The 26,861-nt window shown below is 62.0% G+C and carries 29 protein-coding genes; 19 read left to right on the top strand and 10 right to left on the bottom strand.

Annotated features, from left to right (window positions below):
• Positions 1-190: 190 nt before the first annotated feature.
• A complete protein-coding gene (locus AC1D1Z_RS01720) occupies positions 191-859 on the top strand; it encodes a TetR/AcrR family transcriptional regulator (RefSeq protein WP_018241240.1) in 669 nt (222 codons plus the stop codon).
• An 11-nt stretch (positions 860-870) separates the two neighbouring features.
• Here the strand turns inward: AC1D1Z_RS01720 and AC1D1Z_RS01725 are convergent, their stop codons facing one another.
• Both AC1D1Z_RS01725 and AC1D1Z_RS01730 read right to left on the bottom strand, forming a co-directional pair.
• Positions 871-1,395: a DUF1697 domain-containing protein gene (locus AC1D1Z_RS01725; protein ID WP_047619674.1), complete on the bottom strand. Its 525-nt coding sequence runs from the start codon at positions 1,393-1,395 to the stop codon at positions 871-873.
• A gap of 17 nt (positions 1,396-1,412) precedes the next feature.
• Positions 1,413-3,521 (bottom strand): S9 family peptidase, encoded by a 2,109-nt coding sequence (locus AC1D1Z_RS01730; RefSeq protein ID WP_047619675.1) that lies wholly within the window; start codon positions 3,519-3,521, stop codon positions 1,413-1,415.
• A 253-nt stretch (positions 3,522-3,774) separates the two neighbouring features.
• Here AC1D1Z_RS01730 and AC1D1Z_RS01735 point away from each other — a divergent pair, with 253 nt between their 5' ends.
• Together AC1D1Z_RS01735 and AC1D1Z_RS01740 are read left to right on the top strand one after the other, a co-directional pair.
• Positions 3,775-4,164 (top strand): DUF930 domain-containing protein, encoded by a 390-nt coding sequence (locus AC1D1Z_RS01735; protein WP_003557772.1) that lies wholly within the window; start codon positions 3,775-3,777, stop codon positions 4,162-4,164.
• 102 nt (positions 4,165-4,266) lie between these two features.
• Positions 4,267-5,079, top strand: coding sequence for a polysaccharide deacetylase family protein (locus AC1D1Z_RS01740; protein WP_047619677.1), 813 nt, complete (start codon positions 4,267-4,269; stop codon positions 5,077-5,079).
• 33 nt (positions 5,080-5,112) lie between these two features.
• Here the strand turns inward: AC1D1Z_RS01740 and AC1D1Z_RS01745 are convergent, their stop codons facing one another.
• The 3 genes from AC1D1Z_RS01745 to AC1D1Z_RS01755 all read right to left on the bottom strand — a co-directional run bounded on the left by AC1D1Z_RS01745 (position 5,113) and on the right by AC1D1Z_RS01755 (position 8,624).
• A complete protein-coding gene (locus AC1D1Z_RS01745; protein ID WP_047619679.1) occupies positions 5,113-6,402 on the bottom strand; it encodes an NAD(P)/FAD-dependent oxidoreductase in 1,290 nt (429 codons plus the stop codon).
• An 18-nt stretch (positions 6,403-6,420) separates the two neighbouring features.
• Entirely contained in the window at positions 6,421-7,587 is a 1,167-nt protein-coding gene (locus AC1D1Z_RS01750; RefSeq protein ID WP_018241245.1) for an AI-2E family transporter, read from the bottom strand.
• Between the two features lie 176 nt (positions 7,588-7,763).
• Positions 7,764-8,624: a VOC family protein gene (locus AC1D1Z_RS01755; protein ID WP_018446259.1), complete on the bottom strand. Its 861-nt coding sequence runs from the start codon at positions 8,622-8,624 to the stop codon at positions 7,764-7,766.
• A gap of 293 nt (positions 8,625-8,917) precedes the next feature.
• Between AC1D1Z_RS01755 and AC1D1Z_RS01760 the strand changes: the two genes are divergently transcribed.
• From AC1D1Z_RS01760 to AC1D1Z_RS01775, 4 genes are all read left to right on the top strand, one after another.
• A complete protein-coding gene (locus tag AC1D1Z_RS01760; protein ID WP_477849367.1) occupies positions 8,918-9,337 on the top strand; it encodes a universal stress protein in 420 nt (139 codons plus the stop codon).
• A gap of 116 nt (positions 9,338-9,453) precedes the next feature.
• Entirely contained in the window at positions 9,454-10,122 is a 669-nt protein-coding gene (gene trhA, locus AC1D1Z_RS01765; RefSeq protein WP_018446257.1) for a PAQR family membrane homeostasis protein TrhA, read from the top strand.
• Between the two features lie 34 nt (positions 10,123-10,156).
• Complete coding sequence (locus AC1D1Z_RS01770) at positions 10,157-10,708, top strand: GNAT family N-acetyltransferase (protein ID WP_018446256.1); 552 nt, start codon at positions 10,157-10,159, stop codon at positions 10,706-10,708.
• A 185-nt stretch (positions 10,709-10,893) separates the two neighbouring features.
• Complete coding sequence (locus tag AC1D1Z_RS01775) at positions 10,894-11,595, top strand: pentapeptide repeat-containing protein (RefSeq protein ID WP_018446255.1); 702 nt, start codon at positions 10,894-10,896, stop codon at positions 11,593-11,595.
• Between the two features lie 20 nt (positions 11,596-11,615).
• On the opposite strand, the gene AC1D1Z_RS01780 is transcribed toward AC1D1Z_RS01775, so the two are convergent.
• Positions 11,616-12,143: a GNAT family N-acetyltransferase gene (locus AC1D1Z_RS01780; RefSeq protein WP_168297951.1), complete on the bottom strand. Its 528-nt coding sequence runs from the start codon at positions 12,141-12,143 to the stop codon at positions 11,616-11,618.
• Positions 12,144-12,248: 105 nt separating this feature from the next.
• Positions 12,249-12,662 (bottom strand): peptide-methionine (R)-S-oxide reductase MsrB, encoded by a 414-nt coding sequence (gene msrB, locus AC1D1Z_RS01785; protein WP_018241252.1) that lies wholly within the window; start codon positions 12,660-12,662, stop codon positions 12,249-12,251.
• 187 nt (positions 12,663-12,849) lie between these two features.
• On the opposite strand from msrB, the gene AC1D1Z_RS01790 reads away from it, so the two are divergent.
• From AC1D1Z_RS01790 to AC1D1Z_RS01830, 9 genes are all read left to right on the top strand, one after another.
• The gene (locus AC1D1Z_RS01790; protein ID WP_018241253.1) at positions 12,850-13,065 is read left to right on the top strand and encodes a hypothetical protein; all 216 of its coding nucleotides are present in this window, start codon (positions 12,850-12,852) and stop codon (positions 13,063-13,065) included.
• A gap of 188 nt (positions 13,066-13,253) precedes the next feature.
• Positions 13,254-15,611, top strand: a complete 2,358-nt coding sequence (locus AC1D1Z_RS01795; protein WP_446983240.1) for a putative monovalent cation/H+ antiporter subunit A — start codon at positions 13,254-13,256, stop codon at positions 15,609-15,611.
• Positions 15,612-15,615: 4 nt separating this feature from the next.
• On the top strand, positions 15,616-16,035 hold the full coding sequence (locus tag AC1D1Z_RS01800) for a Na(+)/H(+) antiporter subunit B (RefSeq protein WP_027685425.1): 420 nt from the start codon (positions 15,616-15,618) through the stop codon (positions 16,033-16,035).
• A complete protein-coding gene (locus AC1D1Z_RS01805; RefSeq protein ID WP_032994420.1) occupies positions 16,035-16,412 on the top strand; it encodes a Na+/H+ antiporter subunit C in 378 nt (125 codons plus the stop codon). Before AC1D1Z_RS01800 ends, AC1D1Z_RS01805 begins: the two co-directional genes overlap by 1 nt.
• Positions 16,413-16,479: 67 nt before the next feature.
• On the top strand, positions 16,480-18,048 hold the full coding sequence (locus AC1D1Z_RS01810; protein ID WP_446983241.1) for a Na+/H+ antiporter subunit D: 1,569 nt from the start codon (positions 16,480-16,482) through the stop codon (positions 18,046-18,048).
• Positions 18,045-18,521: a Na+/H+ antiporter subunit E gene (locus tag AC1D1Z_RS01815; RefSeq protein WP_446983242.1), complete on the top strand. Its 477-nt coding sequence runs from the start codon at positions 18,045-18,047 to the stop codon at positions 18,519-18,521. The genes AC1D1Z_RS01810 and AC1D1Z_RS01815 overlap by 4 nt, the downstream gene beginning before the upstream one ends.
• Entirely contained in the window at positions 18,518-18,868 is a 351-nt protein-coding gene (locus AC1D1Z_RS01820) for a cation:proton antiporter (RefSeq protein ID WP_446983243.1), read from the top strand. Before AC1D1Z_RS01815 ends, AC1D1Z_RS01820 begins: the two co-directional genes overlap by 4 nt.
• On the top strand, positions 18,865-19,197 hold the full coding sequence (gene mnhG, locus AC1D1Z_RS01825; RefSeq protein ID WP_018241260.1) for a monovalent cation/H(+) antiporter subunit G: 333 nt from the start codon (positions 18,865-18,867) through the stop codon (positions 19,195-19,197). Before AC1D1Z_RS01820 ends, mnhG begins: the two co-directional genes overlap by 4 nt.
• 440 nt (positions 19,198-19,637) lie before the next feature.
• Positions 19,638-20,069, top strand: a complete 432-nt coding sequence (locus tag AC1D1Z_RS01830; RefSeq protein WP_003557810.1) for a Ros/MucR family transcriptional regulator — start codon at positions 19,638-19,640, stop codon at positions 20,067-20,069.
• Between the two features lie 401 nt (positions 20,070-20,470).
• Here AC1D1Z_RS01830 and AC1D1Z_RS01835 read toward each other — a convergent pair whose 3' ends face one another.
• Together AC1D1Z_RS01835 and AC1D1Z_RS01840 are read right to left on the bottom strand one after the other, a co-directional pair.
• The gene (locus tag AC1D1Z_RS01835; protein ID WP_446983244.1) at positions 20,471-20,893 is read right to left on the bottom strand and encodes a SufE family protein; all 423 of its coding nucleotides are present in this window, start codon (positions 20,891-20,893) and stop codon (positions 20,471-20,473) included.
• Positions 20,894-21,254: 361 nt separating this feature from the next.
• Positions 21,255-21,749 carry a DUF5330 domain-containing protein gene (locus tag AC1D1Z_RS01840; protein WP_446983245.1) on the bottom strand — a complete coding sequence of 165 codons (495 nt, stop codon included), beginning with the start codon at positions 21,747-21,749 and terminating at the stop codon, positions 21,255-21,257.
• A gap of 412 nt (positions 21,750-22,161) precedes the next feature.
• Between AC1D1Z_RS01840 and AC1D1Z_RS01845 the strand changes: the two genes are divergently transcribed.
• Positions 22,162-23,742, top strand: a complete 1,581-nt coding sequence (locus tag AC1D1Z_RS01845) for a sensor histidine kinase (protein ID WP_245498925.1) — start codon at positions 22,162-22,164, stop codon at positions 23,740-23,742.
• Positions 23,714-24,667 carry a peptidoglycan-binding domain-containing protein gene (locus tag AC1D1Z_RS01850; RefSeq protein ID WP_446983246.1) on the top strand — a complete coding sequence of 318 codons (954 nt, stop codon included), beginning with the start codon at positions 23,714-23,716 and terminating at the stop codon, positions 24,665-24,667. Before AC1D1Z_RS01845 ends, AC1D1Z_RS01850 begins: the two co-directional genes overlap by 29 nt.
• Positions 24,668-24,670: 3 nt before the next feature.
• Here the strand turns inward: AC1D1Z_RS01850 and AC1D1Z_RS01855 are convergent, their stop codons facing one another.
• Positions 24,671-25,708, bottom strand: a complete 1,038-nt coding sequence (locus AC1D1Z_RS01855; RefSeq protein ID WP_446945478.1) for an AraC family transcriptional regulator — start codon at positions 25,706-25,708, stop codon at positions 24,671-24,673.
• 58 nt (positions 25,709-25,766) lie between these two features.
• On the opposite strand from AC1D1Z_RS01855, the gene AC1D1Z_RS01860 reads away from it, so the two are divergent.
• Entirely contained in the window at positions 25,767-26,741 is a 975-nt protein-coding gene (locus AC1D1Z_RS01860; RefSeq protein ID WP_446983247.1) for an oxidoreductase, read from the top strand.
• Positions 26,742-26,861 lie beyond the last annotated feature (120 nt).

The following is a 26,861-nucleotide window of genomic DNA, read 5'->3' on the forward strand; positions in this document are numbered from 1 at the left end:
ATTGGCTGCCGTCGATGAATGATGTTCTGGCGCTTAATCGGCTGCCAAACTAGACGACTTGCGGTATACTCCAGGTGGTTTTGGTTTTTGCCGATTGATATCAATTGCTTGCTTCAACCGATGCTGCCGGGGGCGCAAGCAAGCCTGAAGGTGCGGCGCCAAAAACTGTGCCGTCGGTACAGGAGGGGACATGCGAAAGGGCGAGGAAACGCGGACCCGCATCCTCGATGTGGCCGAAGCGGCAGTCTTGCAGAAGGGTTTCGGCGGCACATCCATCGAGGAGCTGATCGCCGAGACCGGCATCACCAAGAGCGGCTTCTTCTATCATTTCAGAGACAAGAACGAGCTCGCCAAGGCGCTGCTCAACCGTTACATCGAAAATGACGAGCGCATCTACGACGAGATCTTCAGCCGCGCGCGCGATCTGGTCGACGATCCGCTGCAGTCCTTCCTGCTCGGCCTGAAGCTGCTGTCCGAATTGCTCTCCGACCTGCCGAACGGCCATCCGGGCTGCCTTGTGGCGGGCATCTGCTATTACGAGCGGCTGTTCGACCGCGAGATACAGGAGATCAACCGGAATGCGGTGCTTGCCTGGCGGCGCCGCTTCGGCCGCATGATCCGGGAAATCGTGGCCGTCTATCCGCTGCGCGAACCCGTCGACGTCGACCAGCTTGCCGACATGGTGTCCTCAGTCCTGGAAGGCGGCATCGTTTTGTCGAAGACGCTGAAGGAGCCGAACACGCTGGCCGAACAGGTGCTGATGCTCCGCACCTTCGTGAAGATGCTCTTCCTGCCGGTGGCGGAGATGCCGAGGGCGTCGAGCGGTTCAGCCTTTCATGGAGGCGCAGAGCCGCACTAGCTTTTTGGGCGTCAGTCCTTGCCTTCCATCGCCGCGGCCATTTCCGCGAGCTTGCGCACGGTGTTGAGATTGCGCGACGTTCCAGTCTTCAGCGCCGGCAGCTTCAGCTTCGAGCGGCCGGAGCCGTTGGGATAATGCACGTAGATTTCCCGGCCGGCGAGTTTCGCCTCCTCGCCGTCGGGCGCCACCATCTTTTCCAGCGCATCGCCGGGCGGCTTTTCGGGCAGGAAGTAGACCAGCAGGAAGTTCGGCTTGGCCTTGGGGAAGGGTGCGTCGGCGGCAAGCTTGTCGAGTTCTTTGCGGCTGCGCACCGTCACGCCTGGGCGTTTGCCCATCGTCTTGCCGAGCGCCTCGTCGAGCCGCTCCTCCACCGTCTTTTCCGCCTCATCCGAGCGGAAAAGCACGTTGCCGCTCTGGATGTAGGTCTTCACGTCGGAAAAGCCGAGGCCTTCGCATATCGCCTTCAGTTCGGCCATCGGCAAAGAGCCGGTGCCGCCGACATTGACGGCGCGGAGCAATGCAACAAAGACCGTCATCGGCTCCTCCGAATCCTTTACATCTTGCCGGCAACCTTGATTGCAAACGCATACTCAAAGGCAATCTCTTCCAGCCGTTGGAAGCGGCCCGAGGCGCCGCCATGGCCGGCGTCCATGTTGGTCTTGAGCAGGATCGGCGCGTCGCCCGTCGTCTTGTCGCGCAGCTTCGCCACCCACTTGGCCGGCTCCCAATAGGTGACGCGCGGGTCGGTCAGGCCGCCGAGCGCCAGGACCGGCGGATAGGCCTTTGCGCCGACATTGTCATAGGGCGAGTAGGATGCGATCTGCTCGTATTCTTCCTTGCTGTCGATCGGATTGCCCCATTCCGGCCATTCCGGCGGGGTGAGCGGCAAAGTGTCGTCGAGCATGGTGTTGAGCACGTCGACGAAGGGAACGGCGGCGATGAGGCCGGCAAACTTCTCCGGCGCCATGTTGGCAACCGCACCCATCAGCATGCCGCCGGCCGATCCGCCCTCGGCGATGATCTTCGCGTAAGAGGTGAACTTCTGTTGATTCAGATAGTCGGCCGCTGCGACGAAGTCCCTGAAGGTGTTCGTCTTTTTGTCCATCTTGCCGTCTTCGTACCAGGAAAATCCCTTGTCCTTGCCGCCGCGGATATGGGCGATGGCATAGACGAAGCCGCGGTCGGCGAGCGACAGGCAATTGGTGTTGAAGCCGGCCGGAATGGTGATGCCGTAGGCGCCATAGCCGTAGAGCAGGCAGGGCGCGCTGCCGTCGAGTGGGGTATCCCTACGATAGAGCAGGGTGACCGGCACCTTCTCGCCGTCCCACGCCGGAGCGAAGACGCGGCGGGTGACGTAGTCGTCGGGATTGTGACCGGACGGCACTTCCTGCGTCTTCAACAGCGTGCGCTCGCGCGTCACCATGTTGTAGTCATAGAGCTGCGACGGTGTCGTCATCGAGGAATAGGAGAAGCGGATGATATCGGTGTCGTATTCCGCCGCGCCCTGCAGCCCCAGCGAATAGGCTTCCTCGGCAAAGGCGATCGCATGTTCCTCGCCGGTCTTGCGGTCGCGGATCATGATCTGTGGCAGCCCGTCCTTGCGCTCCAGCCACAGGAGATGGCGGGCATAGGCCATGTGGCTGATAACAAGCGTGCCGGGCTTGTGGGCGACCACTTCGCGCCAGTTTTCCTTCACCGGATTGTCGACCGGCGCTTCCATGATCTTGAAATCCTTGGCGCCGCCGTCATTGGTGAGGATGTAGAAGACGTCGCCGCCCTCGGTCAGCGAATATTCGATGCCTTCCTCGCGCGCCGCCACCAGCTTCGGCTCGGCGGTCAAGTCCTTGGTCGACAGCAGCCGGTATTCGCTGGTCTCGTGGTCGTGGATGTCGATATAGATGACATCGTCGAGCAGCGAGCCGCCGACCCCCATGAAGAAGCCGGCATCGGCTTCCTCATAGACCAGCCGGTCTTCCGACTGCGGCTGGCCGAGAATGTGGTGGAACACCTTCGACGGCCGGTGGTTCTCGTCGAGCGCCGAATAGAAGAAGCTCTTGCCGTCGGGCGCCCAGACGCCGCCGCCGCCGGTATTCTCGATCCGGTCCTCGAGGTCTTGCCCGGTCTGGAGGTCGCGCACCTTCAGCGTGAAGAACTCCGAACCCTTGTCGTCATAACCCCAGATGCCACGGTTGTGGTCGCTCGTATGGTCGAGGCCGGCGAGGCGGAAATAGGCCTTGCCGGCCGCCTCCTTGTCACCGTCGAGCAGCACTGTGCGGATCGTCTCGTCGGCGACATTGCCGTCGCGGGCGATGCGGAAATAACGCGGCTGTTCGCCGCCGGTGACATAGAAGGTGCCGTAGGCATAGGCGCCGTCCTTCATCGGCACCGAGCTGTCGTCTTCCTTGATGCGGCCGCGCATTTCGGAAAACAGCACCTTCTGCAGCGGCTTGGTGTCCTCCATCGCCGCGTTCATATAGGTGTTTTCAGCGTCGAGATGGCGGCGGATCTCGGGATCGAGGATCGACGGATCCTTGAACATCGCCTGCCAGTTGTCGGCGCGCAGCCAGGCATAGTCGTCCGTGCGGGTGATGCCGTGGCGCGTATCGGAGGTGGGCTTCTTCGGTGCGGCAGGCGGGGTCGGCAGGCTCTTGAAAGCGGACAAGGAATGGCTCCGGTGGGAATGTCGGGTTGGCAAGAGATAGAGGCGCACTGGTCCCGGATCAAGCGGCAAGGGTGTGGCAAGGGCGCGGATGACCTTCCACAGACAAGGAGGACGCTTTGCCCGCCTTGCCTTGATGTCACCACAATATTTAAGAAAGTCCGCTCTCGTCGCGCGAAATTTGCACGTGCCAAGCCTCCGGCAAGCCGCCTGTGGCAGGGTGAAGAATGGACAACAGCAAGGGATTTTCTCCGCAATGCCGAAACGTCTGCTCCTGTTTGTATCCCTCGCAAGCCTCGCTGCCCCCGCCTTTGCCGTCGATCCCGCCATCAAGAAGCAACTGGAAAAACTCGATCCCTCGACCCGCCTGGAACAGAGTTGCGACACAGAGGCGATGAGCCGCATCAACAAGGACAGCACCGGCTTCAAGCCCGACAAGGTGATCGCCTACACCTTCAAGGACCCGATCCCCGGCGACAATTCGCTGGACGCGCCGGGTGCCGTCTTCCGCAGCAAGGGCGACTGGTATCATCTCTCCTACAATTGCATCACCGGTCCGCAGCATATCAACGTGCGCGAGCTCAATTATGAGATCGGCGAGAAGGTGCCGCGCGAGAAGTGGGACAAGTATTATCTCTATGATTGATGCTGCCCTGTCCGTCCAGGCGGCTGCGGTGACATCCGGCCGCATGGCGCCGGGGGAGAGCCGCCGCTAAAATCGGCAGCTCGAATCATAGAAATCCATCGTATGAACCGCATCCTGCTCGCTTCGGCGTTCCTTTTCTCCACCATATTAACTGCATTGGCGGACGAAATTCCGTCAGCCGTGCCGGCCGCGCTCCGTCAGGTCCCGGCTGCAGTCAGTCCGGCCCCGAAGGCGCCGGCGCCAAAACTCGTCGAGCCGCATCTGCATATCGCCCGTTCCAATGTCGCCGGCCATGCCCGTGTTGCGCTGACCTTCGATGCCTGCATGGGGCAGGCGGACGAGCGCATCCTTTCGACCTTGGTGCGTGAACGCATCCCGGCAACGATCTTCGTCACCGCCCGCTGGCTGAAGCGCAATCCCGCCGCGGTCGCCGTGTTCCTGCAGAATCCCGATCTCTTCGAACTCGAAAATCATGGCCAGAACCATATTCCGGCCGTCGACACGCCGACGCTGATCTATGGCATCGCGTCTGCCGGCTCGCCGCAGGCGGTGCGGCAGGAAGTCGAAGGCGGCGCTGCCGCGATGGTCGCTGCCGGCATCCCGGCGCCGCACTGGTTCCGCGGCTCGACCGCCAAATATGATCTTTCCGCCATCAGCGAGATCCGCGCCATGGGCTATCGCATTGCCGGTTATTCGGTGAACGGCGACGGCGGCTCGCTGCTCGGGGCTGTTATCACCGAAAAGCGCATCGCCGCGGCCAAGGACGGCGATGTCGTCATCTCCCATGTCAATCAGCCGACCCATGCGGCCGGCGAGGGGGTGGCCAAGGCATTGGTCGATCTCAAGGCGAAGGGTACGCAATTCGTCCGACTCCAGGATGTCGAGGACACCGGTGACGACAAGACGACCGAATAACGGCCGAAGCCTCTTCTTCGTCTCGAACAAGATTTAACGCAGCATGATTTCCGGTCGGAAGCGCTCGTGCAGCGTTCGTAAGCCCGGTCCGTCGCGGTCGACCGCAAAATCCTCGAACCAATCCCGTTGCATGCCGGCCAGCATTGCGCCGATCATTTGCGCGGCGAGATAGGAGAAGGTGATGCCGTTGCCGCCGTAGCCGTAGGCCGCGAAGACATGTGGTATCTCCGGCACCGGACCGATCAGCGGCAGGCCGTCGGCCGTCTCGCCGAAGGTGCCGCACCAGGCATGGGCGACGCGTGTATCCGCCTTCGGCCACAGCCGCTTCATCTTCTCCTGGATTGCCATGGTCTTGGCCGGCAGCTTCCGATCTCGTACTTCGGCATCCGTGGTATCGTCATCCTCGCCGCCGGCGACGATGCGATTGTCCGCCGTCGTGCGCATGTAGAGATAGGGGTGGCTGTCCTCCCAGATCAGCGCCCTGTCGCGCCAGAAATTTGCCGGGTCCTGCGGCACGGTGGCGAGCGCCCAGCTCGAACTCGACCGGTGCAGTTTCGGCATGTCGAGGCCCGGCATCGAATAGCCGGTCGCAAGCACGACATGCCGCGCCTCGATGACGTGGCCTCCATCCGTCTCCGCCATGACGCGGTCACCTTCGCTGTGAAGCGCAGCCACGGAAGCGTTGACCAGCCGCGCGCCGCGCCGGACGGCCATCTCCAGCAGCGCCCAGGTCAGAAGCAGCGGATCGCATTCCGCCGAACCCGGCGAATAGATCGCACCATCCCGGTCGAGTTCGAATTGTGTGAAGAGATCGGGATGTTCGAGATAGACGCCGGGCAGGCCCGCCCGGCGACGAAGCTGGCGCTCCTCCAGCAGGTTGCGCGCGCCTTCGCGGCCATCAGCCAGATAGAGCGTATTGCGAGACCGGAAGCCGCAGGCGATCTCGTTTGCGGCGATCAGCTTGGAAAGGCCGGCGACCGCGGCACCACTGCGGCGGTAGATGCCGGCCGCACGCTCGAAACCGTAATAATCCTCGAGCTCGGTGAGGGTGCTGTCGATTTCCCATTGCAGCATCGCCGTGCTCGCCGCGGTGCTGCCGAAACCGGGCTCTTCCCGGTCGATGATAACAACGGAGAAACCGCGGGCCGTTAAATGTTCGGCAACCAATGCGCCGGTAATGCCGCCGCCGATCACGGCGATGTCGGTGGAAAAGCTCTGCTCGATCGGCCGCCATTCGGGCCGAATGCCGCTTTTTCCCCAGAGAGAACGGCCGCTGACCATCTGGTCATGATCGGATTCGGTAAGGTCGAGATCAGCTGCCACGAAGGTTTCCCCGGTTGATTATTTCGGCAATTGCGGCTGCGGTTTTTCCTCGATCAGCAACTCGTCGATAATAGTCATGACGATCAGCGAAAGCGGCAGCGCCAGCATGGCGCCGACGGCACCCCACATCCATGTCCAGAACAGGATGGCGAGGAAGACGACGAAGGGATTGATTTCCAGCCGCCGTCCCATCACCGCCGGGAAGATCAGGTTCTCCATGAGGAGATGCACGGTGAAGAAGGCTGCCGCCGGCATCAGTCCGATGAGGATGCCATCATGGGTCAGGATGCCGGCGACCGCGACGGCAAGTGTCATCAGCGTGATGCCGAGATAGGGGATGAAGCTCGACAGGAAGGCGAAGAAGCCCCAGAGCACCGGGGCCGACAGCCCGCCGGCATAGGCGATGACAGTCATGACGACGCCGAGCCCGACATAGATCAGCGAGGCCGTGGCGAAATAGAAGCCGAGCACCTGCTCGACGGCATTGATGACACGGATTGCCGCCAGGCGTTGCGTGCGGGTGCGGAAGGTCATGATGATCGTCTTGCGCAAGTTGACCCGACCAGCGAGGAAGAACAGCAGCGCCGCAAAGAAGATCATCCCCTGCACTAGCGCCGGCGTCAGGCTACTGGTCACCACGTGCAGCACGTTGCCGGTGTTTTCGAGCAGCGCACCGATCGACATCGACCCGCTTTCGAATGTCGCCGGCGTGATATGCAGCCATCTGATGCGTTCCAGATATGGCATGACGCGGTTTATGGTTCGCTCGGCGAAGGCCGGGCCCTCATTGGCAAGCGTCATCAGCGGGTCGGCAAGCGAGTTGATCAGCAGGAAGATCACCAGCGCCACGGCGCTCGACAGCATGAAGGCGTTGGCAAGCCGCGGCACTCCCATCTTGCCGAGCTTTTCTGCCGCCATGCCGAGGATCATGCCGACGACGACGGCAAGTGTGATCGGGATGAGGATCAGCGACATCAGGTAGACCGCGGCAAGAAAAAGAATGCCGAAGATGCCGATGATCGCCCAGGCCATGCTGACGTCGAGCCCATCCTTTTCCAGACGGTGCAGCGGAGGCGGCGGCAGTTCTTCCGCAGCTTCCTTCAGCGACTGTGCCCAGGCGCTGGTGTGGCGTTCGCCGATCGCGATTTTCTTTGCTTGTTTGCGGATGCCATTGGCGATGCCCATGCGGTGAGGTCCCCGAAGCCCCATTGCTTCCTCACGGAAACGCACCGATAGGGTTCCGGTTCCCTGAAGGAACGACCGCCTGTGAAGGTGCATCCGGCATGTCTTTGCGCCGATGGCATTGCCCGCATGGCGTGAGCGTCTTCAACCGCTATGGCTGATCTGCTGCAACCTGGAAATTACGCCGACAGCGTCAGGCCGATGCCCCAGGGATCCCTGAGGAATACGCCGCCGTCGCGCTTCTCGCTTTTGATCTCCAGCGCATCGAGCTTGGAGACCGCCGCATCCAGCGTCGCCTTGTCGTTGAAGCGGATCTTGTAGTCCGAAAGCCCGGTCATATTGCTGGCGCGAGCCGTCGCGCCGCGGCTGTTCCAGATATTGGCGCCGAGATGGTGATGATAGCCGCCGCTCGCAAAGAAGCTCGCGCCGGGATAGCGCGCCATCAGCTTGAGACCGAGGACGTCGCGGTAAAAGGCGTCGGCCTGCGGGATGTCGCCGACCTGCAGATGCAGGTGACCGATCGCCGTCCCCACAGCCATGCCGTTCCAGCGCTCATCAGGCGCGCTGTTATAGAGCGCCTGCAGGTCGAGGCGAAGCGTCGCCATCTCCACCATGCCGTCCTGGTGGAATTTCCATTGTTCGTGCGGCCGGTCGGCATAGATCTCGATGCCGTTGCCTTCGGGATCGGAAAGATAGATCGCCTCGCTGACGAGATGGTCCGAGGCGCCGTCGAGCGCGACATTGTTCTGTGCCGCATGGCGCAGCCAGCGTGCGAGCTCGGTCCGGTTCGGCATCAGGAAGGCGGTGTGGAAAAGGCCGGCGGCATTGCGCGGCGCGATGGTCGCATCTTTTGCGGTCGTCAGCGTCAGCAAAGGGAGATCGCCGACACCCAGCACTTCGCCGCTCGCCGTCTTCTCGATGACCTTCAGGCCGAGCATCGATTGATAGAAACCGGAAACGAGGCCGAGGTCGGTGACGACGAGATGCGACTGGTCGATATAGGCGGGCCGCGTCAGTGCATAGGAAGTTTCGGTCGTCATGGATTGTTCTCCTGCCTCTGAATTGGCCTGTAAGAGAGAAGGCGTACCGGCGGTGGCGGCAAACATGCCGCCTGTGGCAAGCCCGAGGAAGTTTCGCCGGTTCATTCGCCTCTGATCCCTCGGTTGCCGTACTTGATCCCTATATKGCGCATTCCGATTGTTCACAGAAGGCCCGTTTTTGAGGATGAAGCGTTGAACAGATGTTGACGATGACTTGCGCCCACTTGATCGCCGTCAACGCGCCCATATCTTATTTAGATGAAGCTTATAAATACCAGTCATGGAGGGAAGCCATGTACAGAAAGATCATCGTAGCGATCGCGCTCGGCGGCATCGAARAGGGAGAAAAGATCCTCCGCAAGGCCGCGTCCTTGCTCGATGACGGCGGTGAGATCATCGCGCTCAACGTTATCGAAGATGTGCCGAGCTATGTCGCGATCGAGTTGCCTGCCAATATGGTCGAGGACGCCATGCAGGACAGCCGCGACAAGCTGCAGGCGCTGCTCACAACCACCGGCGTCAAGGCAACCGTCGAGATCGCCAACGGCCCGCCTGCCAAAGCCATCATCTCAACCGCCGAAAGCCACGGCGCCGATCTGATTATCGTCGCCTCACACGTTCCGGACTTTTCCAACTACTTCATCGGCGCCACCGCCGACCGGGTCGTGCGTCATGCCAAATGCTCGGTGCTGGTCGACCGGCAGAAGATTTGATTTTTGGGCCACTGCGGCCTGTCACGAAGATTTACCGCCCGTGCGCTTTGCCGCGGTTGCGCGCCCGCCGGTTCGATGCGACGATTGCAATCGGGGTATGAAACGGATTGGCGTGCATGGCCGAGTTCAACGGCATTCGCTGGGCTTATGATAGATACGAACTGATCGCCGACGGTATCGTCCATGGCGTCGGCCTCGTGCTGGCGCTGATCGGCGCCACCGTGCTGATTTTCTACGCCACGGTCTGGAGTTCCTACGGCGCGCTCGCCGCCGCCTGGATCTATGGCGTCGGGCTGGTGCTGACACTTGCCATTTCCTTTTCCTACAACGCCTGGCCGGTCTCGCGCACGAAATGGTTTCTGCGCCGCTTCGATCATTCGGCGATCTTCCTGCTGATCGCCGCCACCTACACGCCCTTCCTCGAACGCGGCGCCGACGACCCGCTGCTCTTGTTCATGCTGGTCGCGATCTGGCTGTTCGCCGCCGTCGGCATTGTCCTGAAATGCGTCTTCCCSGGGCGTTACGACCGATTTGCCATCCTGCTTTATCTCGCTATGGGCTGGAGCGGCGTGCTGGTGGCCGGGCCTGTCGCTTCGCGCATTCCCTCCGCCTCGATGCTGCTGATCGTCATCGGCGGCGTCATCTATTCGCTCGGCGTCATTTTCCATGTCTGGGAGAAGCTGCGCTTTCAAAACGCCATCTGGCATGGTTTCGTCGTCACCGCCGCAGCCGTGCATTATTCGGCCGTCTTCACTTGCTTCAGCCTGTCGGCGCCGGGCCTCTGAACGACGGTCGTTTACATCTGTCGGGGTCGGGCGTATGCCGCCTTTCACAGACAATACGAACCGGGCAATCATGACTGACGCTGTCCTCCTCCGCGACGCCACCGAAGCCGATCTTTCCGCCATCCGCGATATCTACAATCACGCTGTTGAGCACACGACGGCGATCTGGAACGACACGCTGGTCGATCTCGAAAATCGGCTGGAATGGTTCAGGGCGCGCAAGGCGCGGGGCTTTCCGGTGATCGTCGCCGAAATGTCGGGCAAGGTCGCAGGCTACGCCTCCTATGGCGACTGGCGGGCCTTCGACGGCTACCGCCATACGGTCGAGCATTCCGTCTATGTCGACAAGGATTGCCGCGGTGCCGGCATCGGCGAGCGGCTGATGCGGGAATTGATCGCGCGTGCTGCGGCCGGCAACATCCATGTGATGATCGCCGGTATCGAGGCTGACAATACCGCCTCGGTCAGGCTGCACGAAAAGCTCGGTTTCCGCATCGCCGGCAGATTTTCCGAGGTCGGCACCAAATTCGGCCGCTGGCTGGACCTGACTTGCATGGAACTTCGCTTGCCCGGCAAGGCGGGTTGACCCACCTGCCTGGCAAAGCCCCAGACTGATCAGGCAAAGCCCCAGACCCATCAGGCAAAGCCATTGTGAACGGCGCGCACCATCTTTTTATTGTAGTCTGAGCTGTGTAAGAATGTGGACGCAGTCTGCTTCGCGGAAGGCGGCCTTGAAAGCGTCATGTAAGCGTCATGGGGGTGTATAGTTCAATGGCAATGCAAAGATCGTCGCTCGGTCTCCTTGCCCTCGTCCTTCTGGCATTTCCGCCGGTTGTAGCCCGGGCCGCCGATTGCGGCAGCATGGCCTCGCCGAAGCTCGACTGGCAGGAATGCACCAAGAAGAACCTGATGCTGCAGGGCAGTGATCTCGAAGGCGCCAATCTCGTCGGCACCGATTTCTCGCTGACCGATCTCGCTGGCGCCAACTTCAAATCCGCCAATCTGGAGAAAGCGACGCTGGTGCGCGCCTCACTCGAGGGCGCGCACGCTGAAGGCGCCAATTTCGCCAAGATCGAGGCCTATCGCTCCAGCTTCGCCAATATCGCCGCCGATGGCGCTTCCTTTGCCGGCGCCGAGCTGCAGCGCGCCAATTTCGCCGGCGCCCAGCTCGCCGGCACGAGCTTCGAAAAGGCCGAGCTCGGCCGCGCCGACTTCGACAAAGCGGTACTGACGGGTGCGAAATTCTCGTTCGCCAATCTCTCCCGTGCCGATCTCTCCGGCGCGACCTTCGAAACCACGCCGATGTTCGATCGCGCCTTCATGTTCCTCACGCGCATCGAAGGCCTTGACCTCTCGGCCGCTGCAGGGCTCGAACAGGCCCAGATCGACCTTGCCTGCGGCGATGCCTCGACCAAGCTGCCGGCCGGCCTCTCCGCCCCGACGACCTGGCCCTGTCCAGCCGAGCGCGAGTAACCAGGCGGGTCTGAACCGCTCTATGTCCGGTCCGTGATGTAGAGGTAGAATTCCATTATGCCGCCATCGGGGCTTCCCGTTTTGGCGAATGTTTCCCGCCGCCGGTGCACCCGCTCCGCAACACGTTGCGAGGGAATGTTGTCGGGCCTGACGATGGAGACGATGCGCGCAAGGCCAAGGGCATGAAGCGCGTGGTCGCGGCAGGCGGCGGCCGCCTCGATCGCATAGCCCTTGCCCCAATGGTCGCGCCACAGATGATAGCCGATCTCGGGTTCCAGGCCCGCGGAGGTTTCCTGCAGCGTGATGCCGCAATCGCCGAGCAATGTGCCGCTCTGCCGGTCCGTCACCGCCCAGAGGCCGAAGCCGTGACTGGTATAACTGTCGAGGGCGAGCCTCTGGAACCAGCGCGCGGTTTCGTCGAAACTCTTGATACCGGGGTAATACCGCATGCATTCGGCATCGCCGAAAATGCGGTGGAGAAACGGCAGGTCGGCAGGCGTGATCTCCCGCAGCGTCAGCCGCTCGGTCTTCAGGATATCGCGCGCCATCGGCCTTCTCCTGGTATCGCCGATCCGTCGATAGCGTCTACGACGGAGGAAGTCAGCGGCCCATCACATCGGAATGGGCCGCTTGCCGATTGCGGGGCTGCGCGCCTACTTCCCGGGCTCGAACACCATGGAATGGCCGTTGATGCAGTAGCGCAGGCCGGTCGGTGGTGGCCCGTCGGGAAAGACGTGGCCGAGATGGGCTTCGCAGCTGCCGCAACGGATTTCGGTGCGCACCATGCCAAAGGCCGTGTCGCGATGCTCCGTCACCGCTTCGGGCGACACTGCTTCGAAATAGCTCGGCCAGCCGCAGCCGGCATCGAATTTCGTGTCGGAGCGGAAAAGCGGCGCATTACAGCCGACGCAGCGGTAAAGCCCTGTCTCGAAGGAGTCCCAGTAGGGGCCGGTAAAGGCGCGTTCGGTACCGTGCTGGCGCGTGATGCGGTATTGCTCGGGGGTGAGCTGCTCTTTCCATTCGTCATCGGTTTTGTGGATCTTGGCGGTGGTCGCAGTTTCGGACATGAGGTGCTCCTTTCGCCGAGGGGCGGTTCCGTTTGCGCAAAATGTGGTGCGCCGCGTTCACTTCATCAAGTCTCCAGCGCCGCGCCATCAGATTGGCGGCATACCGCAATTGGAGGAAGACGCTTGCTTTTACATCCGTTAGGGGTTTTCTGTTAGGGTTAATGTTACGTGCATTGGAGAATCACTGGTGTTTGAGGCAGCAATCGTCCTGCTCTACGGCCTGGTGGCCGTGGCCGCCATGGCGGTCACGCTGTTGGAAGGCTGGGCCAACCATGACGGCTTTACGCTCCATCGTCTCGCCGGACTCTTCGCCTGCCTGCTCTGGCCGCTGACGCTTGTGGTCTTCATCCTGCACGGTTGCATCGCCCGGCTGCTGTCGCGTCTCTCCCGATCGATGGCCTGATCGACTTCGAACACCGCCATGCAGTGCGGCCTGCGGCCGAAATCACTTGAGACGCTCCCCCGTTTCGCCTAAGCCAGAAGACAGGCCGATTTTCTCCGGCTTTTCGTCTGTTGCCTTTACAGCGCCGCGCGCCTTGTCGGACGTGCAAAGAACTGTAACATTTTGAATTATGCAGTAGAGGAGGGGACATGGCCGATGTCACGGCTCTGACATTTCTGGCCCTGTGTCTGCCGCTCGTCGGCGCTCTTGCTGCCCCCTTCGTGATCCGCATCTTCGGCGCAAACGGTGCCTGGCTCCTAGCGATCGCTCCCTTGCTCGCCTTCCTGCATTTCCTGCGTTTCATTCCCAAGATCGCGCGCGGCGAGGTCGTCACCGGCGGCTATTCCTGGGTGCCGAGCTTTCATCTCTCCTTCTCCTGGTTCCTCGACGGCCTGTCGCTGGCTTTCGCGCTGCTGATCACCGGCATCGGCACTCTGATCGTGCTTTATGCCGGCGGCTACCTCAAAGGACACAAGGATCAGGGCCGCTTCTTCTCCTTCATCTTCCTCTTCATGGGCGCGATGCTCGGCGTCGTCGTTTCCGACAGTTTCCTGATGCTCTTCGTCTTCTGGGAGCTGACGTCGATCACTTCCTTCCTGCTGATCGGCTTCGATCACGAGCGTACGGCGGCTCGCCGCGCCGCCCTGCAGGCGCTTGTTGTGACCGGTGGGGGAGGGCTCTGCCTGTTGGCCGGTCTGCTGTTGCTCTGGAATATCTCAGGCGTCACTGAGATGTCGCGGCTCATCGGAACGGGCGATGTCGTGCGCGAAAGCCCGTTCTATCTCGCAGCCCTCCTTCTGGTCCTGGGTGGCGCCTTCACCAAGTCGGCGCAATTTCCCTTCCATTTCTGGCTGCCGAACGCCATGGAGGCGCCGACGCCGGTTTCCGCCTACCTGCATTCGGCGACGATGGTGAAGGCGGGCGTCTATCTGCTGATGCGACTCAATCCCGTCATGGGGGCAACGCCTGCCTGGGAGATCCTACTGCCCTTCTTCGGCGGGCTGACGCTGGTGGTCGGCACCGCTCTCGCCATCCGCCAGACCGACCTGAAGCTCAAGCTCGCCTATACCACCGTCTCCTCGCTCGGCCTGCTCGTCATGCTGATCGGCTTCGGCTCGGACCATGCGGTGGAGGCGGCGGCGCTCTATCTGGTGGCGCATTCCCTCTTCAAGGGTGCGCTCTTCATGGTCGCCGGCATCATCGATCACGAAACCGGCACGCGCGATATTACCAGGCTGCGTGGCCTGATGCGGGCGATGCCGCTCACTTGGATGATTGCACTTGCGGCAGCCTTCTCGATGGCCGGCCTGCCGCCCTTCTTCGGCTTCCTCGCCAAGGAGGAGATCTATACGGCGCTCGTCGGCGGCGATGTCCGCGCACTCACCTTTACCGCCATAACCGTCTTCGGCAATGCGCTGATGTTTGCCGTCGCCTTTGCGGTGGCGCTGAAACCCTTCTTCGGCCAACCGGTGGAGACGCCGAAACCTCCGCACGAAGCGCCCGTCCTCCTTTGGCTCGGCCCGGCCGTTCTCGCCGTCCTCGGCCTGCTCGCGGCGATCTTTTCGGGCTTTACCCATACCGTGCTGTCCTCGCCGATCGCCTCTGCCATCCGCCAGACACCCGTCGAGATCGATATTTCGCTGACGCCGCATGTCGGCCTGCCCTTGGCGCTCTCCGCCCTGACCGTGCTGCTCGGTATCGGCGTTTACTGGCAGCTCGCGCGCGCCCGTTTCCTGATGGCCGTCTTCTTGCATGCGGCCGGGCGCGGGCCGGATCACGGTTTCGACCTTGCCATATCGGGCCTTGTCGGCTTCGCCGGCCGCCTCATGCGTGTCCTCCAGCCGGGGCGGCTGGAGATCTATGTCACCTGCACCTTCCTTTGCGTYGCCGCCATCCTCCTCGTCCCGCTCGTCGTCTACGGCGAACTGCCGCGTCTCCCGGCCTGGCCGGTCGATGTCAGGCTCCATGAATGGGCGGTCTTCCTGATCGCCGCCTTCGGCCTTGCCGCCGTGCTCGTCGCCCGCGACCGGCTGACGGCGATCGTCTCGCTCGGTATCCAGGGCTTCGCCGTCGCCATCATCTTCCTGCTGTTCGGCGCGCCGGATCTGTCCTTCACCCAGTTCATGGTCGAAACCCTTTCGGTGGTGATCCTTGCCTTGGTCATGACCAGGCTCCGTCTCTCGCCCGCCGATCGGCGGCCGCTCGGCCGCAAGCTCTTCGACGGTGCGCTGGCGCTCGCCTGCGGCCTTGGCTTCACGCTTTTGCTGATGCGGGCGACGCAGGCGCCGTTCAACGACGCGCTGACGGCTTTCTTCAACGCCTATTCCAAATCGATCGCCCACGGCGCCAATGTCGTCAACGTCATCATCGTCGATTTCCGCGGCACCGACACGCTCGGCGAAATCGCCGTCGTGGCGGTCACTGGCCTTGCCATTCTGGCGCTGATCCGCATCCGCGCCGGCAGCGAGCGCAAGCTTGCCGCCAATGATCCCGCGGCGGAGGGCTGATCGCGTGAATACCCTCATCTTCCGCACCGTCGCCCCGTTTCTCACCGCGCTGATGCTGCTTTTTTCCGTCTTCGTGCTGCTGCGCGGCCATAACGAGCCGGGCGGCGGCTTCATCGGCGGGCTGATCGCTGCCTCGGGTCTGGCGATCTACGGCATTGCCCGCGGCGTTGGCGCCGTTCGCCGCGCGCTGTTTTTCCATCCGCTGTCGATTGCCGGCTTTGGCTTGCTCCTGTCGACCGCGGCCGGTCTTGTCTCCATCCTGTTTGCCGTTCCCTTCATGACCGGCCTCTGGATCTATCCGACGCTTTTCGGCGCCGAAGTGCCGCTGTCCAGCGTCATGCTCTTCGATGTCGGCGTCTATCTTGTCGTGCTCGGCGCCATCACCTCGATCGCACTGGCGCTCGAGGAAAAGGAGGTGGAATGATGGAGCCGCTTCTCGCGATCCTCGTCGGCCTGTTCTTTGCCGCCGCCATCTATCTGATGCTGTCGAAATTCTCGATCCGCATCATGCTCGGCATCGCCATCCTCGGCAACGCCGTCAACCTCCTGCTCTTTACCGGCGGCCGGCTGACGCGCGAGGTGCCGCCGATCATCCCGGCGGGTCTCGACAGCTTGCCCGCAGGCACGGCCAACCCGCTGCCGCAGGCCCTCATCCTGACGGCGATCGTCATCTCCTTTTCCTTCCTTGCCTTCCTGTTGGTGCTGACCTACCGCGCCTATCAGGACCTCGGCACCGACAACACCAGCGACATGCGCGCCGCCGAGCCCGACGACCGGCCGCTGCCGCCATTGGGGTATTGAGGCGGATGTTGGTGCGGATGCTCAACCCATGGCAAGCCCTCTCTCGCAATAGCGGAGGCGCCATCTGATGGCCGCCCCCGCCTCCACTATCGATCTCTCCGCCGCCCTGATCACCGCCCCGGTGCCCATCGGTCATTGGCTCGCCATCCTGCCGGTCGCCCATTGCATCACGCTGGGTGCCGTCCTGCTGATGCTGCGCGGCTATCCCCGCCTGCAGGCCTGGCTTGCCATCCCCGGCCTTGCGGCGCTGGCGCTGATCGATGCGGCGCTGCTCACCAAGGTCGCGGCCGAGGGGCCGCTGACCATGGTCATGGGCCGCTGGCTGCCGCCCTTCGGCATCGCCTTCACCGTCGATCTCTTCAGTGCGCTGATGGCCTTCACCGCAGCCCTTGCCGCGCTCGCCGCCAGCGTCTATGCGCTGGCCGATATTGGCGAAAGCGGCCGGCGATACGGTTTTTTCCCGCTGCTCATGCTGCTGATGGCCGGCGTCACCGGCGCCTTTCTCACCGGTGATATCTTCAATCTCTATGTCTGGTTCGAGGTGCTGCTGATCTCCTCCTTCGGGTTGATCATCCTTGGTTCCGAACGTGAGCAGATCGACGGCGCGCTGAAATATGCGGTGCTCAATCTGATCGCCACGACCCTGTTCCTGGTCGGCGTCGGCATCCTCTATGCCGCCTTCGGCACGCTCAACATGGCCGATATCGCGGCCCGGGCGAGGGATTTGCGCGGCACGGCGCCGCTGATGACGCTGGCAAGCCTCTTCCTGCTCGCTTTCGGCATGAAGGCAGCAGCCTTCCCGGTCAATTTCTGGCTGCCCGCCGCCTACCATACGCCGCGCATCACCGTGTCGGCGCTGTTTGCCGGCCTGCTCACCAAGGTCGGAATCTACGCGCTGATCCGGGTGATGGTCATGCTGCTGCCGGCGGAACGCCAGGAGTTGAGCCCGGTGATCGCGCTCGCCGCCGCCGCGACCATTCTCGTCGGCGCTCTCGGCGCGCTTGCCGAAAACGATATTCGCAGGCTGTTCGGCTATATCGTCATATCGGGCATCGGCAACATGCTTGCCGGCGTCGCCCTCGGCGGGCTCGGCGGCATCAGCGGTGCGGTCTTCTATGCGCTCCATTCCATGGTGCTGATGACGGCGCTTTATCTTGCCGCCGGCGAGATCGCCCGGCGCGGCGGCGGCTTTTCGCTGTCGGCCCTCGGCGGGCTCTATCGGCAAAGCGGCGGCTTCACCGCGCTCTCCCTCGTGCTCTTCCTTGCCGCCTGTGGCCTGCCGCCCTTTTCCGGCTTCTGGCCGAAAGTCATTCTCGTCAAGGCCTCGCTCGATCTCGGCGCCTGGTGGCTGGCGACATCGATCCTCGTCGGCGGTTTTCTGACGACGATCGCCTTCGGCCGTCTCTTCCTGCTCGCCTATTGGCGCCCGGCACCGATAGTCCCGGCGCCGATAGTCCTGACGTCGTCTAGGGCGCGGTGGCGCACGGGCCTGCCGCTCGCCGCGCTGACAGTGCTGGTCGTCGGCTTCGGGATATTGCCGGAACAACTGCTGACGCTGTCGCAATCGGCCGCCGCCGGCCTTGCCGATCCAGAGGCCTATCTTCATTCGGTCTTCCCGGAAGGAGGCGCGCCGTGATCTTCTTCCTCTTCAACCTGCTGCTTGCCATTGCCTGGCTCACTGTTACCGGCAGCGCCTCGCTGCACAATCTCGTCCTCGGCGTCCTGCTCGGGGCCTTGGCGCTGGCCATCATCCGCGAATCCTTCCGCGGCAAGGGGTATCATATCCCTCGCGTCCGCCCGGTTCTCTCGCTCGCCGCGCTGTTCTTGAAGGAATTGTCGCTGTCGGCCTGGAGGGTCACGGTCACCGTCCTCTCGCCCGATATGAAGCTGAAACCCGGCATCTTCGCCTTCCCTTTGACGGTGGCGAGCGATTTCGAGATCACTTTGCTGGCAAACCTCATCACGCTGACACCCGGCACGCTTTCGGTCGACGTCTCCACAGATCGCCGCACGCTCTATGTTCACGCGCTCGATTGTTCCGACCCCGAGGCGACCAAGCGCGATATCGCCAACGGTTTCGAACGCAAGATCATGGAGGCCTTCCGGTGATCACACCCGCCGCCATCGTCGCGGTCGCATCCTCGGCCGCACTCGTCATCCTCGGCCTGGCGCTGATCCTAACCGTCTGGCGCGTCGTTGCCGGCCCGACATTGCCGGACCGAATCCTCGCCCTCGACATGCTGACCGGCATCGCCATCGGTTTCATCGCCGTCATCGCGGTCAAGACCGGCTTTTCGCTCTATATCGATATCGCCATCTCGCTCGGCCTCGTCGGTTTCCTGGCGACTGTCGCCTTCGCCCGAGTCGTGCTGTCGCGCGGCAACATCACATCGAAGCCGTCCGCAACTGCGGCAAACGGCAACACGCAAAAGCGGGCAGGGGGCAAGAAGCGATGATCGACTATATCGTGGCCGCCATCACCGCCCTGCTGCTCCTCGTCGGCGCGCTCTTTGCGCTTGCGGCGGCGATCGGCCTGGTCAGGCTGCCCGATCTCTACACCCGCATGCACTCGGCCTCGAAGGCGGGGACTGTCGGCTCCGGCCTGTTGCTTCTCGCCGCCGGCCTCTATTCGCAGGATGCGGCGATTCTCGCCCGTGCCGTCGCCGGCTTTATCTTTTTCCTGCTGACGGCGCCGGTGTCTGCCCATCTGCTTGCCAAAGCTGCCCATCGCTCGGGATATGATCTCGATGCGCTCTCGGTTCGTGACGATATCAGGGATCGTTGAGCCTATGCTGTTCGGCAACTTTACCAGATTTATGCAAAACTTATGCACAGGAAGCTGTGAGTAAAGCTTGCCGGAGAGCCCCTCAATTCTTCATCTGTCATTTTTTCTCAAGAAAAACGACAAATAATAATTGGCGTTTCGACCAAACGATGGTATTTGAAAATGCAAGTAGAGTTCTGATTGTGAATTACAATCGTACTGCTTCCAAGTCCCTCAGTTTTGATTTTTAATGTCTAAACTGAGGCCATCGCCTGGAGCATGACGTAGTGGTTTCCGGTCAGGCAGTATAAGAACAGGTTACGCTCTTCGGAATCTAGGGGTGGATTTCGCGTTTTTCGAAACAGAAGGTCGATTCCTGCGCTTTTGCTGTTCGCTTCTACGAGGCGGGTCTTTGGCGTGTCAGTCAAAGGCCGTTTGAGCATGCTAACAGGAGAAAAAATATGACGGATATAGCGACCGGCAATGCGCCGGAGCTGCTTGTGGAACTGACAGCCGACATTGTCGCGGCCTATGTCAGCAACCATGTTGTACCGGTCAGCGACCTGGCCAATCTGATTTCCGACGTGCATTCGGCACTGAGCAACACGTCCGTACCGCAGCCTGCTGCGGCGATCGTCGAAAAGCAGAAGCCTGCAGTTTCTGTCCGCAAGTCCGTACAGGACGAGCAGATCACATGTTTGGAATGCGGCGGCAACTTCAAGTCCCTCAAGCGTCACTTGATGACGCATCACAGCCTCTCGCCGGAAGAATACCGCGAGAAGTGGGACCTGCCGACCGATTACCCGATGGTAGCGCCCGCTTATGCCGAAGCGCGTTCGCGCCTGGCAAAGGAGATGGGCCTCGGGCAGCGCCGCAAGCGCGGCCGCGGCTGAGCTTTTTCGAAAGCATCGACGACAAAAAGCCGGGTCTTGTGCCCGGCTTTTTTGTGCGCCTTTTCAAGGCGAGGAAAATAATCTCGATGGAGCAACTCAGGAACGTGCGAAACGGTTTTCCCAGGCAAAGCGCGAAGCGGTTTTGCCGGGAATCGGCTAAAGCGAAAGGTTGAAGCGGTTCTTCGTTTCAATCAAAAGCTGAGCGGCGTCGGTATTCGGGCCTTCGCAGATGATTCGGGCGGGCGCCAAGATAGTGTGAGCGACCCTGTCTTATGCTTTGCCGACAGGCTTAGAATGTATTCCTATACTATCAGCAAGTGTTAATGTATTCGATGTGCCAAGGCAGGCGCTGCCGGAATCGATCGGCTGTGGCTCTGAAAGCCGATCAGCCATCATCGCGGTCAAGCCGCGGCGCGAACTCTTGCCTCTTCGCGGATCCTGTTCACCATCGAGCGCAGTCCGTTCGAGCGCTGCGACGAGAGGTTCTCCACCAGGCCGATTTTCGAGAATATCTCGAAGGCATCGAGCCCGGCGATCTCGGATGCCATCTTGCCGGAATAGGTGGCAAGCACGATGGCGACGAGGCCGCGCACGATATGGGCGTCGGAATCACCCTCGAAGCTCATGACCGGGTCGTCGGGATCGCCTGTCGTATGCGTCACCAGCCAGACCTGGCTGGCACAGCCCATCACCTTGTTCTCGGCGGTGCGCTTCTCCTCGGCCAAGTCGGGCAATGCCTTGCCGAGTTCGATGACATAGCGGTAACGGTCTTCCCAATCGTCCAGGAAAGCGAAGTCGTCGATGATCTGGTCGAGGGATGCCATGGAGAAGCCTTTCACTGTTAAAGCAGTTCCAGCAAAAGTGCGCAGCGGTTTTGCGTCCGGAATGCGTCAGGAAATGCTCTACAAGTGCATATAGGTGAAAGACCGGCGGATTTGAACCGCTAAAGCAATTCCAGGAAAAGTTTGAAGCGATTTTCCCGGGCAAAGCGCGAAGCGGTTTTGCCGGGAATTGTGTAAACCAAGATAGAAAAACGCCGTGAGGGATGGGCATCCTCACGGCGCAGCAACATGCTGAATTAAACAGGGCAGGCACGTCAGGCATGGGGTTCTCCGCGTCATGCGGACCACCGATGCAAGCTATAAACCGAAAGGTATTGCGGACGAATGCCCGCGAAAAATTTCGTCAGATCGCCGGCTTCGGCGTCGGCAGCGGAATTGCGCCTGTTACCACCGTCTCGGCTGCGGCATCATCTTCGACCGGCGGGCGGTAAGGCATCGGCTGGTTGAGCGCAGCCTTTGCCTCGCGCACCTTTTCCTGGATGGCAGGCGGGGTGAGGGAAGGCATGTTGAGCGCCACCGGCATCTGCGGTTCGGCAAGCCTTGCGGTCGCCGGCGCCTCGTCCTTGAACTGGCTGTCGAGAAGTTCGTAAGCAACACGGGCACCTTCACGGGCCCGGTAGCCGAGCGCGGTGAGGGTCTCGCTGCCCTTGGTGCAGACTTCGGGCTTCTCCGAGCACATGCCGGTCAAATAGTCATAAGCGCCGCTTGCCGCCGTGAACGCGTCGGAAAGCTGCAATTGCGGGCCGTTGGCGAGCTTGTCGGAACTCTCCGTGCTGAAGACGGAAAGAAGTACGAGCACGAGGCCAAACCAGAAGGATCCTTTGATCAGAAACCACATTGTCGTCGCCCATCCTGTTTCCCCGTCCGGTTCTTGTCGCCGAATCAGGCCGGTTGTCCGGTGTGTTTTCACCCTACCGCCAAGTTGCGAATGCCGCTTTTCGAAACTCACGCGCATTTGCGGCAAATTTAGTTCAAATTTTAGCGAACGGTATTTGAGGGACATTTTAGTCGAATGCGAGCGATCGCCGTTAAGCATCAGGGCAGCACCTGCTTGCAATTGCAGGACTTTTGCCGGCTCGCCTTGCCCCAGGAGTTAACGCAATGCTGAAATATGAGGAAAATCCGTCGCTTACCCCCTATTAACCACAAAAGGCAAAGAGCCTTCCAGATGCTTCAAAACGGGAATTTCAGCCGTTTCAGGCTGTGAACAGCGCTTTTGCCTTATCCTTTCTTTAAGTCGCCAAGGCCTATTGTCCGGATCGATCGACAGCCTTTCGGGCGGGTATTGCGTGCGTGTATTGAGTAACATTGGCGGCTGGATGACGGCCCTCGTAGACCGGGCAGCGACAAGCTGGCTCTCCCGGACGGGCGGCGGTGAAGCCGTGCGCCAACGCGAGCTCGCGATCCTGCGCCGCCTCGTACTGTTCTCGTCGGCAGCTCTCGTTGCCGCGCCCATCGGCCTTTCGGCGGTCACCAGTCCTGCCGTCGCCTTGCCGGCGGGTGTCGCCATGGTCTGCGCCGCCTTTCTCTTTTCCGCCGTCGGCAGCATCGCGCTCGCCCGTCAGGGTTCGTCGGCCGGTATCGCCACGCAGTCGGCTGAGGATTTCTTCCTTGCCGCCACCCCGGGCCTCGTCTTCTTCCTCGACCCGCACGGCAGTGTGGCGACGGTCGGCGGTCGCGACCGACGCGATTTCCTCGCCTGGATGCGCGATCCCAAGGGCAGGGGCTTCCTCGAGCAGGTGCATGTCTCCGACCGCATCCTTTTCCTGCAGGCGCTTGATGACCTGCGCCGGGGCGAGGATGCTCAGAGCGTCGATCTGCGCATCGACCGGCCCACGGTCTCGCGCGATCAACGCCAGTTCGCCTATCTCCGAATGGACATGACGGCCCGGCGCGATGCCGATGGCGAACTTGCCGCCATCATTGCCCAGCTGCGCGACGTCTCCGTCGAGCAGCAGCTGCGTGACGAAGCCCAGAACCGCGCGGCGGATGCCGAATCGGCAAACGACGCCAAGTCACGCTTCCTCGCCGCCGTCAGCCATGAGCTGCGCACGCCGCTGAACGCCATTCTCGGTTTTTCCGATATCCTGATCGGCGAATATTTCGGCAAGTTTGAAAACGACCGCCAGCGCGAATATGTCGGCCTGGTCCGCGAATCCGGCGCGCATCTGCTGTCCGTCGTCAACACCATGCTCGATATGAGCAAGATCGAAGCCGGTCGCTACGAGCTGATCCTCGAAGCCTTCGATATATCAAGCTCCGTCAAATCCTGCGAATCGATGCTGGCCTTGCAGGCCAAGACCAAGGGCCTCACCCTGACGAGCCGTATCCAGCGCGGCCTCGGCGAGGTTGTCGCCGATCAGCGCGCCATCCAGCAGATCCTCATCAACCTCGTCGGCAATGCCATAAAGTTCACCGAGGCTGGCGGCGTCGTCTCGGTCGATGCGGCAGCGCGCGACGGCATCCTCAAGCTGACGGTCAGCGATACCGGCATCGGCATCCCGGCCGACAAGCTGGCATTGCTTGGCCAGCCCTTCGTCCAGATCCAGAATGATTATACCCGCCAGTTCGAAGGCTCCGGCCTCGGTCTCTCCCTGGTCAAGGGGCTGGTGGCGCTGCACGGCGGGTATTTCGCCATCGCCAGCCAGCCGGGCGAAGGCACGATCATCACCATCGAGATCGCGATGGACGGCTCGGGTGCTCAGCACGCCGAAGACGCCGGTCATGGCGCGACTGTCGAGTTTCCGCCGCGGCTGAAGGGCGCGGTCAACACAGGCGCAGAATTGGAAGAGGGGCGTTTCGATGGCCGCGCGCAAGCGAAAATCGCCTAAGGGAAAAAGGGGACGGCAGCAGCCGGGCCTTCTGATGTCAGGCGCTGCCGCCCTCGGCGGACTCGGCCTTCAGGGCGCCTCCGTGCTGGGCGGGCTCGGTCTGCAGGGCGCCTCCGTGCTCGGCAGCGTCATCGGCCGCAATCCGTCGGTCGCCGGCGGCACGATCACCTTCGCCGTCATTTTCTCCTTCGTCGCCGCCAATGCGCTCTGGTATCAGCCGGGCCTGCATCCGCATCCGATCTTCCGCACCCGCGATCCGCAGTCTCCGACCGTGCTCGGCGCCCGTCGCCTAGCCGAGGAGCAGCAGGGCGACGTCACCACCTTCCGGATCGAACGGCCGCAGGATACCGCCACCACCAACGCGACACCGGCGCCCGCCGTACCCGGCCAGCAACCGAGCCAGCTCGTCATGGACATCCAGCAGCAGCTGGTGCGCCGCGGCCTCTATAACGGCATACCCGACGGCATCATTGGTCCGCGCACCAGTGCGGCCATTCTCTTCTTCGAGGAGACCGTCGGCATGACCCAGACCGGCGATCCGACGCCGGAGGTACTGGCGGCGCTGAAGACCGATGCATCAGGCCCCTCGACCGTGCCCGCCGAAAAGCCGCCCGAAGATGTAAGCTCGAAGGCGGCGGCTGAAGACCCGGTGGCAGCGGCGATCCGTAGCGCTGAAAAGACGGTCAAAACGGCCCCATCAGCGGCAAAGCAGGGTCCATCAAGCGAAATCACCAATGTCGACCTGGTGCTGAAGATCCAGAAGGGTCTTTCCAACATGGCCTATGCCAATGTCGGCGTCGACGGCGTCGCCGGCGAGCAGACCCGCGCGGCCATCCGCCATTTTCAGAAGCACTACAACCTGCCCGAAGACGGTGAGCCCAACCAGGCGGTGCTGAAGAAACTCAAGGAAATCGGCGCGATCTAGCCGCTATGATGCCGCCTTCAACAGCCGGTAATGCGTCGTCATCGCCTGGCCCTCGACATCCACCACCTCTTCGATCGGGCCGGCCTCGCGGGCCATCGCCACGCGATAGCGCCTGGGCGCCATACCCGTCATCCGCTTGAAGGCGTTGCTGAAGGCGCTTTCGGATGTGTAGCCGAGCGAAAGCGCCAGCGCCGAGACCGGCATGCTGCCCTCCCGGAGCTCGCGTTCGGCAAGGCGCATGCGCCAGCCGATCAGATAGGTGAGCGGCGCAACCCCCGCCACGGTCTTGAACCGCAGCGCAAAGCTCGTGCGCGACATGCCGGCCGCCTTTGCCAGTTCGCCAAGCTGCCAAGACCGGCCGGGATCGCCGTGCATCAGCCGCAGCGCCGGCGCAATGCGATCGTCGCCGAAGGCGCGGAGCCACCCGACCGTCAATGGCGCCGAGCTCATGATGTGCGCCCTCAGCACCTGCACGAACATCAACTGTGCAAGCTGGGTCGAGGCGAGCAGGGCGCCTGGCCGCTTTGCCGCCATCTCCCGCACCAGCTGGTCGAGCAGCCAGCGCAGCACGCCGGCTTCGGCAAGGGCGGCGCGCACGTGAATGATCGGCGGCAGCACGTCGGACAGCAGCTCCATGCCCTGCGGCCCGAGCGCAATGTGGCCGCCGAGATAATGGAAATCCTCGCCAACGCCGTGGCGCGCCATGCCGTCGACCTTCTCCTTGAAGGCGCCGACCGCATCGGCGGGCGTAACGGCAAGGTCGCTCGCCAGGATGAAGGAATGCCGGCCGTTCAGAAGCGCAACGTCGCCTGCCTCGAGCAGAATGGGTTCACTGCCATTGTCGAGGCAAAGCCAGCAGCGCCCTTTGGCGACCGCGCTGATCTTGATCCGGTTCGGCCGGGGGAAGCGCAGCGCCCAGGCGCCGCCGGCGATCAGCCCGCCCGACACAAGGCAGCGCGCATCGAGCAGATTGAGCATTTCGGAGAGCGGGTCACTGATCATTTTTGAACGATGAAGCAGGAAATCGGGATTTGCAAGCATTCAGAATCCCGTTTCCCGGGCGTACATAAGGCCATCATGCAACAACGGAGGGCATGCCATGTCCACCCCACAAGCTCCCATCGGTTCCGGCTTCGGTGCGGCATCAACCGCCGCCGACGTCATTGCCGGGCACGATCTTTCGGGCAAGGTCGCGATCGTCACCGGCGGTTATTCCGGTCTTGGCCTCGAGACGGCGCGTGTGCTCGCCGAAGCCGGCGCCAGGGTTGTCGTTCCCGCCCGCAATCTCGGAAAGGCCAAGGCGGCCGTGGAAAGCATTCCCGGCCTTGCGGTGGAAAAGCTCGACCTGATGGACCCCTGCTCGATCGACGACTTCGCCGACCGCTTCCTCGAAAGCGGCGAGCCCTTGCATCTGCTCATCAACAATGCTGCCGTCATGGCGAACCCGCTGACGCGTGACGCCCGTGGTTACGAATCGCAGTTCTCCACCAATCATCTCGGCCATTTCCAACTCACTGCCCGCCTTTGGCCGGCGCTGGTGAAGGCCGAGGGTGCGCGCGTCGTCGCCGTCTCCTCGCGCGGCCACGTCTTCTCCGGCGTCGATTTCGACGATCCGAATTTCGAGAACCGCGAATACGCGCCCTATCTCGCCTATGGCCAGTCGAAGACGGCAAATGCTCTCTTTGCGGTCTCACTGGACGCTTTGGGTGCGAAGCACGGTGTCAGAGCCTTCTCGCTGCATCCCGGCGGTATCGTCACCACCAATCTGGTCCGCCACCAGTCGAGCGACTTCCTCAGGGCGAGCGGCTATGTCGATGAGGATGGCAAGCCGGTCATCGATCCGGAAAACAACAAGAAGACGATTGAGCAGGGGGCGTCGACCACCGTCTGGTGCGCCGTCAGCGAGAAGCTCGAGGGTCTCGGCGGCGTCTATTGCGAGAACTGCGATATCGCCACCGCCGTCCCCGGCGATTCGACCGAGATGCTCGGTGTCCGCCCTTGGGCAACCGATCCGGAATTTGCCGAACGCCTTTGGCAGCTGAGCGAGCGGCTGACGGGCTTCATCGCCAGCTGATGGCGCCACACGGCCACCCACAGTCACGGAGTCTGATTTCTCTACAACCTAAGTCTAAGGTGTCGCCGCTGTTTGCAACTTGTTAACCATGTTGCCTGAAGCTTTTCTGATTGGGGCGGG

The organism is Rhizobium sp. P1_E1, assembly GCF_056406015.1.

Bases quoted from the DNA above. Each gene is read 5' to 3' on its own strand.
- AC1D1Z_RS01775 (WP_018446255.1), top strand. From the start codon at position 10,894: ATGGCAATGCAAAGATCGTCGCTCGGTCTCCTTGCCCTCGTCCTTCTG.
- AC1D1Z_RS01735 (WP_003557772.1), top strand. From the start codon at position 3,775: ATGCCGAAACGTCTGCTCCTGTTTGTATCCCTCGCAAGCCTCGCTGCC.
- AC1D1Z_RS01720 (WP_018241240.1), top strand. From the start codon at position 191: ATGCGAAAGGGCGAGGAAACGCGGACCCGCATCCTCGATGTGGCCGAA.
- AC1D1Z_RS01810 (WP_446983241.1), top strand. From the start codon at position 16,480: ATGGCCGCCCCCGCCTCCACTATCGATCTCTCCGCCGCCCTGATCACC.
- mnhG (WP_018241260.1), top strand. From the start codon at position 18,865: ATGATCGACTATATCGTGGCCGCCATCACCGCCCTGCTGCTCCTCGTC.
- AC1D1Z_RS01725 (WP_047619674.1), bottom strand. From the start codon at position 1,395: ATGACGGTCTTTGTTGCATTGCTCCGCGCCGTCAATGTCGGCGGCACC.
- AC1D1Z_RS01835 (WP_446983244.1), bottom strand. From the start codon at position 20,893: ATGGCATCCCTCGACCAGATCATCGACGACTTCGCTTTCCTGGACGAT.
- AC1D1Z_RS01860 (WP_446983247.1), top strand. From the start codon at position 25,767: ATGTCCACCCCACAAGCTCCCATCGGTTCCGGCTTCGGTGCGGCATCA.
- msrB (WP_018241252.1), bottom strand. From the start codon at position 12,662: ATGTCCGAAACTGCGACCACCGCCAAGATCCACAAAACCGATGACGAA.
- AC1D1Z_RS01750 (WP_018241245.1), bottom strand. From the start codon at position 7,587: ATGGGCATCGCCAATGGCATCCGCAAACAAGCAAAGAAAATCGCGATC.
- AC1D1Z_RS01830 (WP_003557810.1), top strand. From the start codon at position 19,638: ATGACGGATATAGCGACCGGCAATGCGCCGGAGCTGCTTGTGGAACTG.
- AC1D1Z_RS01850 (WP_446983246.1), top strand. From the start codon at position 23,714: ATGGCCGCGCGCAAGCGAAAATCGCCTAAGGGAAAAAGGGGACGGCAG.
- AC1D1Z_RS01855 (WP_446945478.1), bottom strand. From the start codon at position 25,708: ATGCTTGCAAATCCCGATTTCCTGCTTCATCGTTCAAAAATGATCAGT.
- AC1D1Z_RS01840 (WP_446983245.1), bottom strand. From the start codon at position 21,749: ATGTGGTTTCTGATCAAAGGATCCTTCTGGTTTGGCCTCGTGCTCGTA.
- AC1D1Z_RS01805 (WP_032994420.1), top strand. From the start codon at position 16,035: ATGGAGCCGCTTCTCGCGATCCTCGTCGGCCTGTTCTTTGCCGCCGCC.
- AC1D1Z_RS01740 (WP_047619677.1), top strand. From the start codon at position 4,267: ATGAACCGCATCCTGCTCGCTTCGGCGTTCCTTTTCTCCACCATATTA.
- AC1D1Z_RS01755 (WP_018446259.1), bottom strand. From the start codon at position 8,624: ATGACGACCGAAACTTCCTATGCACTGACGCGGCCCGCCTATATCGAC.
- AC1D1Z_RS01780 (WP_168297951.1), bottom strand. From the start codon at position 12,143: ATGGCGCGCGATATCCTGAAGACCGAGCGGCTGACGCTGCGGGAGATC.
- AC1D1Z_RS01770 (WP_018446256.1), top strand. From the start codon at position 10,157: ATGCCGCCTTTCACAGACAATACGAACCGGGCAATCATGACTGACGCT.